6 protein-coding genes are annotated in these 6404 nt (G+C 60.9%); 4 read left to right on the top strand and 2 right to left on the bottom strand.

Features of this window, described 5'->3' with window-relative positions; translation table 11 throughout:
* A partial coding sequence (locus VK519_RS10895) for a Wzz/FepE/Etk N-terminal domain-containing protein (protein WP_324349747.1) occupies positions 1 to 610 on the bottom strand: 610 nt, incomplete at its 3' end.
* A gap of 640 nt (positions 611 to 1250) precedes the next feature.
* Between VK519_RS10895 and VK519_RS10890 the strand changes: the two genes are divergently transcribed.
* Positions 1251 to 2486: an acyltransferase family protein gene (locus tag VK519_RS10890; protein WP_324349746.1), complete on the top strand. Its 1236-nt coding sequence runs from the start codon at positions 1251 to 1253 to the stop codon at positions 2484 to 2486.
* Here VK519_RS10890 and VK519_RS10885 read toward each other — a convergent pair.
* Positions 2410 to 3099 carry a TetR/AcrR family transcriptional regulator gene (locus VK519_RS10885; protein WP_324349744.1) on the bottom strand — a complete coding sequence of 230 codons (690 nt, stop codon included), beginning with the start codon at positions 3097 to 3099 and terminating at the stop codon, positions 2410 to 2412. The genes VK519_RS10890 and VK519_RS10885 overlap by 77 nt on opposite strands.
* A gap of 160 nt (positions 3100 to 3259) precedes the next feature.
* Here VK519_RS10885 and VK519_RS10880 point away from each other — a divergent pair, with 160 nt between their 5' ends.
* The 3 genes from VK519_RS10880 to VK519_RS10870 all read left to right on the top strand — a co-directional run.
* A complete protein-coding gene (locus VK519_RS10880; RefSeq protein ID WP_324349742.1) occupies positions 3260 to 3802 on the top strand; it encodes a hypothetical protein in 543 nt (180 codons plus the stop codon).
* A 160-nt stretch (positions 3803 to 3962) separates the two neighbouring features.
* Entirely contained in the window at positions 3963 to 4436 is a 474-nt protein-coding gene (locus VK519_RS10875) for an SgcJ/EcaC family oxidoreductase (RefSeq protein WP_324349740.1), read from the top strand.
* 498 nt (positions 4437 to 4934) lie between these two features.
* Positions 4935 to 6404, top strand: a 1470-nt coding sequence (locus VK519_RS10870) for an ESPR-type extended signal peptide-containing protein (protein ID WP_324349737.1), incomplete at its 3' end; no start/stop codon positions are given.

Here is a 6404-nt window from a genome sequence, read left to right as displayed (position 1 = left end):
GCTTGATCTGCATCGTCACGCCCCGGCCATGAACCACTTCGCCGACCGCGCCCTCGAGGATTCGCTTGCCGTCTGCGTCGTACAGGCTGAACTGCCCGTGCTCACCCGTGCGCAGTTCCAGCTTCTTGCCGAGCATGGTTTCGGGCAGGTCGAGCTTGAAGATGTCCAGCACCTCGCCACCCCAGCCGTAACGGCTAAGGCCAAACCGCGGCGCGCCCAGGTCGCCCGGGTCGTGGCCCCGCGACAGGTAATCTCCCACCACGGGCAGGCGCCAGGGCTGTGTCTGGATGTCCAGGCGAAGGTCGCCCACCGCCTGGCCGATCACCAGGCGCGAGGTGATCAGCGCGATCTCGGTAACGGCCTGCGACGCGGTGGTTCCCAGCGACTGGGTGAGGTCGGTGAGCCCCGGCAGGCTTGGCGTTTTTTGCTCAACTTGCACCACCGCCGTGGCCTGGTAGATCGGCGTGGCAAGCAACGTGTACAGCAGGCCGGCCACGAAGAACGTCCCGGTGATGGCAACGATCAGCCACTTGTGGTCGAGCAGTGTGCCGAGCAACGCATTGAGATCGATGGTGTCTTCGTCATGGGCCTGATCAATCTTCGTCGTCATGCGGCAGCATGTTTCCTGGAAATGAATGGACGTCTAGCCGTTTATATCGCACCTAGGATGAATGGGTAGAAAAGCACGGAAACTTCTTGTTCATGGATGTTCCATATGCTTCGCGCAGCCGGTGCCTTGCGCCTGCATAACACGCAGGCACATGCCGCATCGCGCAGATGCGTTTTTTAAGTCACATGAGGCGGACGTCTTTTTTTCAGCGACGGGCAATGACAATGACCGCGCGGACGCCATTCGTGGAATACACGATGTCCTTCGCCACATCGACCTTGGGGACAAAGATCGATGGAGGGATTCAGCATAGACGGCGCATCGGGCGCCTTAAAGCGACGAGGTCGATTTTTGCGACCTGCATCAAGTTAACGACGTGTATGTGGCGATCTCAAGGCAAAATTGCGATTGAATCGTGAGGAATATTGAGGTATTCGTATACAAAGTAATAACAAAATATTCATGTTTTTACCGATCTTGTGCTGCGTTGCGATACCAGTTTATGGGATATGTATCCTCGTTGGCTCAAGGCCTTGGAGATTTCACGGGCATCTTGTGCTGCGATGCCGCATCCCATGGTTGCGCCGGAGTTTCCCCGCATTGCGTCGCTTTACGCCACTGGCCGGGTGGGCAAGAATTCGTGGATGGAGCGTGCCCACTTGGCACCAGGGAAGGGGCGGGGATGAACGATAAACGAAACCTGCATATCGACATCCTGCGAGGGATTTCGATCATGCTGGTCATGCTTCTGCATTATTCCCTTGCCTACCGGCTGCACTTGAGTCCGCTGAACGAGTGGATCCCTGTGCAGACCCTGCGCACGATCTTCTTCAACGGCAACTATGGCGTCTCGGTGTTCTTCGTGATCTCCGGATTCCTTATCACGACGAATATCGTGCGCCGCTACGGGTCACTCGCCGATACGGACGTTATCCATTTCTACAAATTACGTCTGTTTCGCCTCTACCCATCGGTAGTGCTTGCGCTGGTTGTGATCACCGTACTGGGCCTGGCCGGGCTGCCGAACTTTTCAAACATTGTCCATGGGAAGGACCTGGGTAACGGCTTCTTCCTGGTTGCCAATCTTTCGGTGTTGACCTTCTGGCACAACCTCCTGATGGAGGGCGTGGGCTATTTCAACTACGCGATGAACATCTACTGGTCGCTGTCGGTAGAGGAAGTGTTCTACCTGGTCTACCCATTGGTGCTTGTCATCGCCCGGCGCCGTTGGCAGCTCATCGTGCTCAGCTGCCTTGGACTCGTCGTGGGACCGGCTTACAGGTGGCTATACCGCAGCGACGAGCTTTTCTTCATGTACGGAAACCTGGCCTGCGTCGACATGCTTGTTTATGGCTGTGCTGCCGCGGTGGCAGCAGGGTCAGTCCAGTTAAGCAATGGATATCGCCGGCTGCTGGCGTGGCTCTCGCTGGCCGCCATGGGGTGGGTGTACATGCGCGGTATCGGGGGCAACGAGGCATTCGGGGCGACTCAATTGGGCCTCGCCGCAGCCGTCTTCCTGGTCATGGTGTCCAGGCTGCCGGCAGGCACCTGGGCCAGGCGCGCCGGTGGGCCACTAGCTTGGCTGGGATCACATAGCTATGAGCTGTACCTGTTTCATATCGTGGTGCTTGGGCTGATGCAGGAGATCATACCGAGGGCCGATATGGGCGCCGGGCGGAAGTTGCCGATGCTGGTGGTGTTCTTCCTGGCATCGGTAGCTGCCGCCTGGGCGGTCGCCCGATGGTATGGCGATCCATTGAATCGTCGGTTGCGGGCCAGCAGCGCTGGCCAGAAGGCAACTACGAATCCTCGGCGTCGCGCCGCTTCTTGCGCGCCCGCCGCTGCCCGGCCTGGTGATCGGCAAGGCTCTGTTTGAGTAAGGCCCGCGCCATCCAGTGACTGACTTGCACCGCCTGCGCGGCTGACAAGCCGCGGATGTCGCGAAGAACCAGCAGCGCTTCGATACCGGTGGTCAATGCCAATGCCGACACCAGGCGTGCGTAGCCAGTCGGGCCCAGGCGTGCGCGTAGGGGCTGGATGGCCTGCTCGATCCATTCAACCCGGCGCGTGCCTCGCGGCGGCTGCGTGTCGCTGGGCGCATGCAGCACGGTTTCATGGATCATCGTGCGCAACAGCGGTTCGTTGGCCAGCGCCAGACGCTGCATCTGCTCCACCAACGCATCCACGCGTGCCTCGATCGCGCCGGTGGTCGTGCCCGATGGCGCGGAATCGAGCGCAGCCTCCATCGATGGCCGCAGACCTTCCAGGGACGCCTCCGTCATCAGCTTCACCTGGGTCGGGAAGTAGCGGTAGGCCGTGCGCCGCGAAACCTCCGCGGCATCGGCGACTTCCGTGACGGTGGGGCGTTGCCCCTTGGCGATCATTGCCGCGGCAGTTTCAAGCAGGGCGCGCCGCGTACGCAGTTTCTGGCTGGTACGACCCTTGCGCAACCCGGCTGCCGAAAAATCGTTCGATTTGGTCGTTGACATGGGTAAATTCTAGCATTAGTGTTCGTGGCACTGGAGTGCCATAAAGGCACCATGATGACGTAAAGGCACGGAGCCAGGGCGAGTAATGCCGTGGATCAATCGGCACGGGGCGGGTTCTCGCTGCAATGGCGTGACTAGTGGGATCGGGCACGAAACGGTCGTGCCCGACGAATTCACTCAGAGGAGAAGAATCATGATCGCGAAATATCGAGCCATGCCGGTAGCACTTGCACTTGCCGGCGTTATTGCCCTTGCCTGTGGCGCAGGCGCTGCAGCCCACGATTCGGACAACCGGGGCGACCCAGGCGACCTGGCGGGGACGTGGCAGGTGCAAATAACCCTGCGCAACTGTACGTCCGGCGCGCCGGTCGGCGCCCCGTTCTACTCGTTGCTTACATTTGCAGATGGGGGAACGGTGACCGAGACCACCGCCAACTCCATGTTCTTTCCAGCGATACGCGGCCCCGGCCACGGCGTCTGGAGCCGCGGCCGGCACAAAGGCGAATACAGCGCAGCAACCGTGGCGTTCATCACGATGGACGGCGCACTGGTCAAAACGCAGACGATCACCCAGGTCATCGACATGGGGCCTGGCCCGAACAAATTCACCACGCCCAAGGCCGAGATCGAATTCTTCGATCCCGCCGGTAACCTGTTGACGACGGGCTGCGCCTCGGCTGTCGGCAGCCGCTTCGGACTATAGTCGGACGCGGCGGAAGATAGCGGCATCCGACGCCGCTATCTTCCGCCGACATATATGTGTCAACGGCGCAGGGCGCCGCGCCGTGGGGCAGCGCGCCATCATTTGCGTCATTTAACAGGTTTTCGGGAGACCACGCATGACACGCAGGTATTTCTTATCCTTGATTGCAGCAAGCGCCCTGTTCTTTACCCTCGCGGCACCCAGCTACGCGGATGAGCCGGCCGAGAAACCTCTTCGGCAGTCGCTCGACCGCCTCGCGCAGGCCTGGAATACCGCCGATGCGCAGATGTGGGCAGATGAGTATTGGCCCCAGGGCGAGCTGATCAATATTCTCGGCGGCATCATGCCGAACCCCGCGGCCATCCGCGAACGCCACGCTGCTGTCCTGGCAGGTCCATTCAAGGGTAGCCACTTCGAAAGCACGGTACGGCGAATCCTGTTCCTCGGCCCGGACGTCGCCATCGTCGACACCGACATCCGCGTGACCCAGTTCCGCGCGTTGCCGCCAGGTGCGGTGGCCACCTCGCCGGGCTTGTTACTCACCCGCATGAAACACGTCTATCAACGCCGCGATGGCGTGTGGCGAATTGCGGCTTCGCAAAATACTGCCGTGCTTCCGCAGGCCATCCCATAAACATAATCGGCAAAATTAGTTTGCCATCGTCAGCTGCAGTCATGACACGTCCTGCATGACATAAAAGTTGCGTAAGCACGTCATATAAAAACAACGATATGAATCGTGCTAAATGTGATGCTAATCTCATTTAAACCGACTCTCACCACTGCCGTGTTTTTTCCAGCGGTGCGATGATCTTGATCGCGACAACGGCGTGTCAGCCGGGTGCCGCACATCAAAGCAGAGCGAAACGAATCGAGGCTTTTGTCCCCAGCCTTGCCGTTTCGATTGAGTCCTTCGCACAAAAAATAGGGGTTGTGTAGGCAGGGGTTCCTAGTAGCCGGGCACATCGAAACGTTCCACGATTTTCCCAAGGTAAACGTTCATGCCATAGCGTGAGCGCAGAACTTCTTCGTCCTGCGCCCAAGGCCGGCGCATGCGCGGTGGTATTCGTGCGCCCCGCACTTCGCCCTGACTTACATCCCTGGCATCGAATCAGCCATAAGGGAGTCAGGCATGAACAAGGTCTATCGGAAAGTCTGGAGCCGCGCGCTGAACCAGCTCGTGGTGGCGTCGGAACTGGCCAGCAGCCATTCGGGCGGTACAACGACCAAGCGGCCTGCGCACAGAGGGATATCGCAACGCCTTGGCACGTTCGTCGTCGGCGCATCCGCGGCTATCGGAGGCCTTGCGTGGACGACGTTGGCACAGGCTCAGATTAACTGCGCGAACCCGCCATTCAATGTCTACTCTGGCTCGGCCATGTGCGCTGGCTTGTCATCCGCGGCCGATGCCGGCGGTGCGACAGCTCTAGGGTTCGCGGCCCACAGTGGAGCCTTGAACGCCACCAGTGTCGGTTTCCAAGCCAACGCGCTTGGGGTCAACTCTATCTACCTGGGCCCCCGAACAGCCGTCGGCACAGGGGCACTCGGGGAGGGGTCGATCGCCATCGGTACCGACGTCACATCTTCCGGCCGCAGTTCCATTGGATTTGGAACCCAATCGTTTGCCGCGGGCGGCAACGCCATCGCTTTCGGCACATCGAGCTCCGTCGACGTCAACTCCGGCAACAGCGTCGCCATCGGCCCTTCAGCCAAAGCGACCGGCGCCATCAATTCCGTAGCGCTCGGTGCGTCTTCCCTGGCCACAACGGGGCAGGGAACCGCCCTGGGTGCCTTTACGCTTGCCTCCTCCGACGGAGCGACGGCAGTTGGACTTTCGTCGCAAAGCACTGCTACCCATGCTACAGCCGTTGGTTGGCAAGCCGATGCAACGGCGCTCAATGCGGTCTACCTGGGCGCCCGTACCGTCGGGACTGGCGCGTCGGGCGAGTCGGCTGTTGCCATCGGCACGGATGTGAGCGCGTCGGGCCAATTTGCAATCGGCATGGGTATACAGGCGCAAGCGACCCAGAATGATGCTATCGCCATCGGCAGGAACGCCATCGCTAGCGGCCTGAATTCGATGTACATAGGGCCGCTCCCGGACGTTGCCGGCAGGGGCGCCACGGCGGCCAACGCCATTGGTGTGGGCGTCGATGTCACCGCCAGTGGGGTGGGATCCGTCGCTCTAGGCAACTTTACGGTTGCGTCAGGTGGGAACAGTCTTGCATTGGGCTCCAGTACCGCGTCGGCTGGCAATGCCGTGGCGGCAGGGCAAGGGAGCGCCGCGTCAGGCGCCAGCAGCTTGGCGCTCGGGTCTACATCGAAGGCGCAAGCAGCCTCTACCGTCGCGATCGGCGACACCAACACGGTTGCCGCTGCAGCCGGCCCGGGCTCCATTGCCGGCGGCCATAACTCGCAGGTGACCGGCGGCACCGGCGCGGTGGCGCTGGGCCAAGGCCAGGTCGCCAACGGCAACGGCGCGGTGGCGATCGGCGATCCGAACAGTGTCAACGGCAACGGCGCCGTGGGCATGGGCGCGAACAACACGGTCAACGGCGATGGCGCGGTTGGCATCGGCAATACCAACAATGCGCAAGGGGTG

It is taken from the genome of Pinirhizobacter sp. (assembly GCF_035317885.1).
Taxonomy (GTDB): domain Bacteria; phylum Pseudomonadota; class Gammaproteobacteria; order Xanthomonadales; family Rhodanobacteraceae; genus Pinirhizobacter.
Note: the sequence above shows the minus strand (reverse complement) of the source record. Positions and strands in the feature narration are given on the sequence as shown.

Coding starts and splice junctions, on each gene's coding strand:
- VK519_RS10885 (WP_324349744.1), bottom strand. CDS start 3,099: ATGTCAACGACCAAATCGAACGATTTTTCGGCAGCCGGGTTGCGCAAG.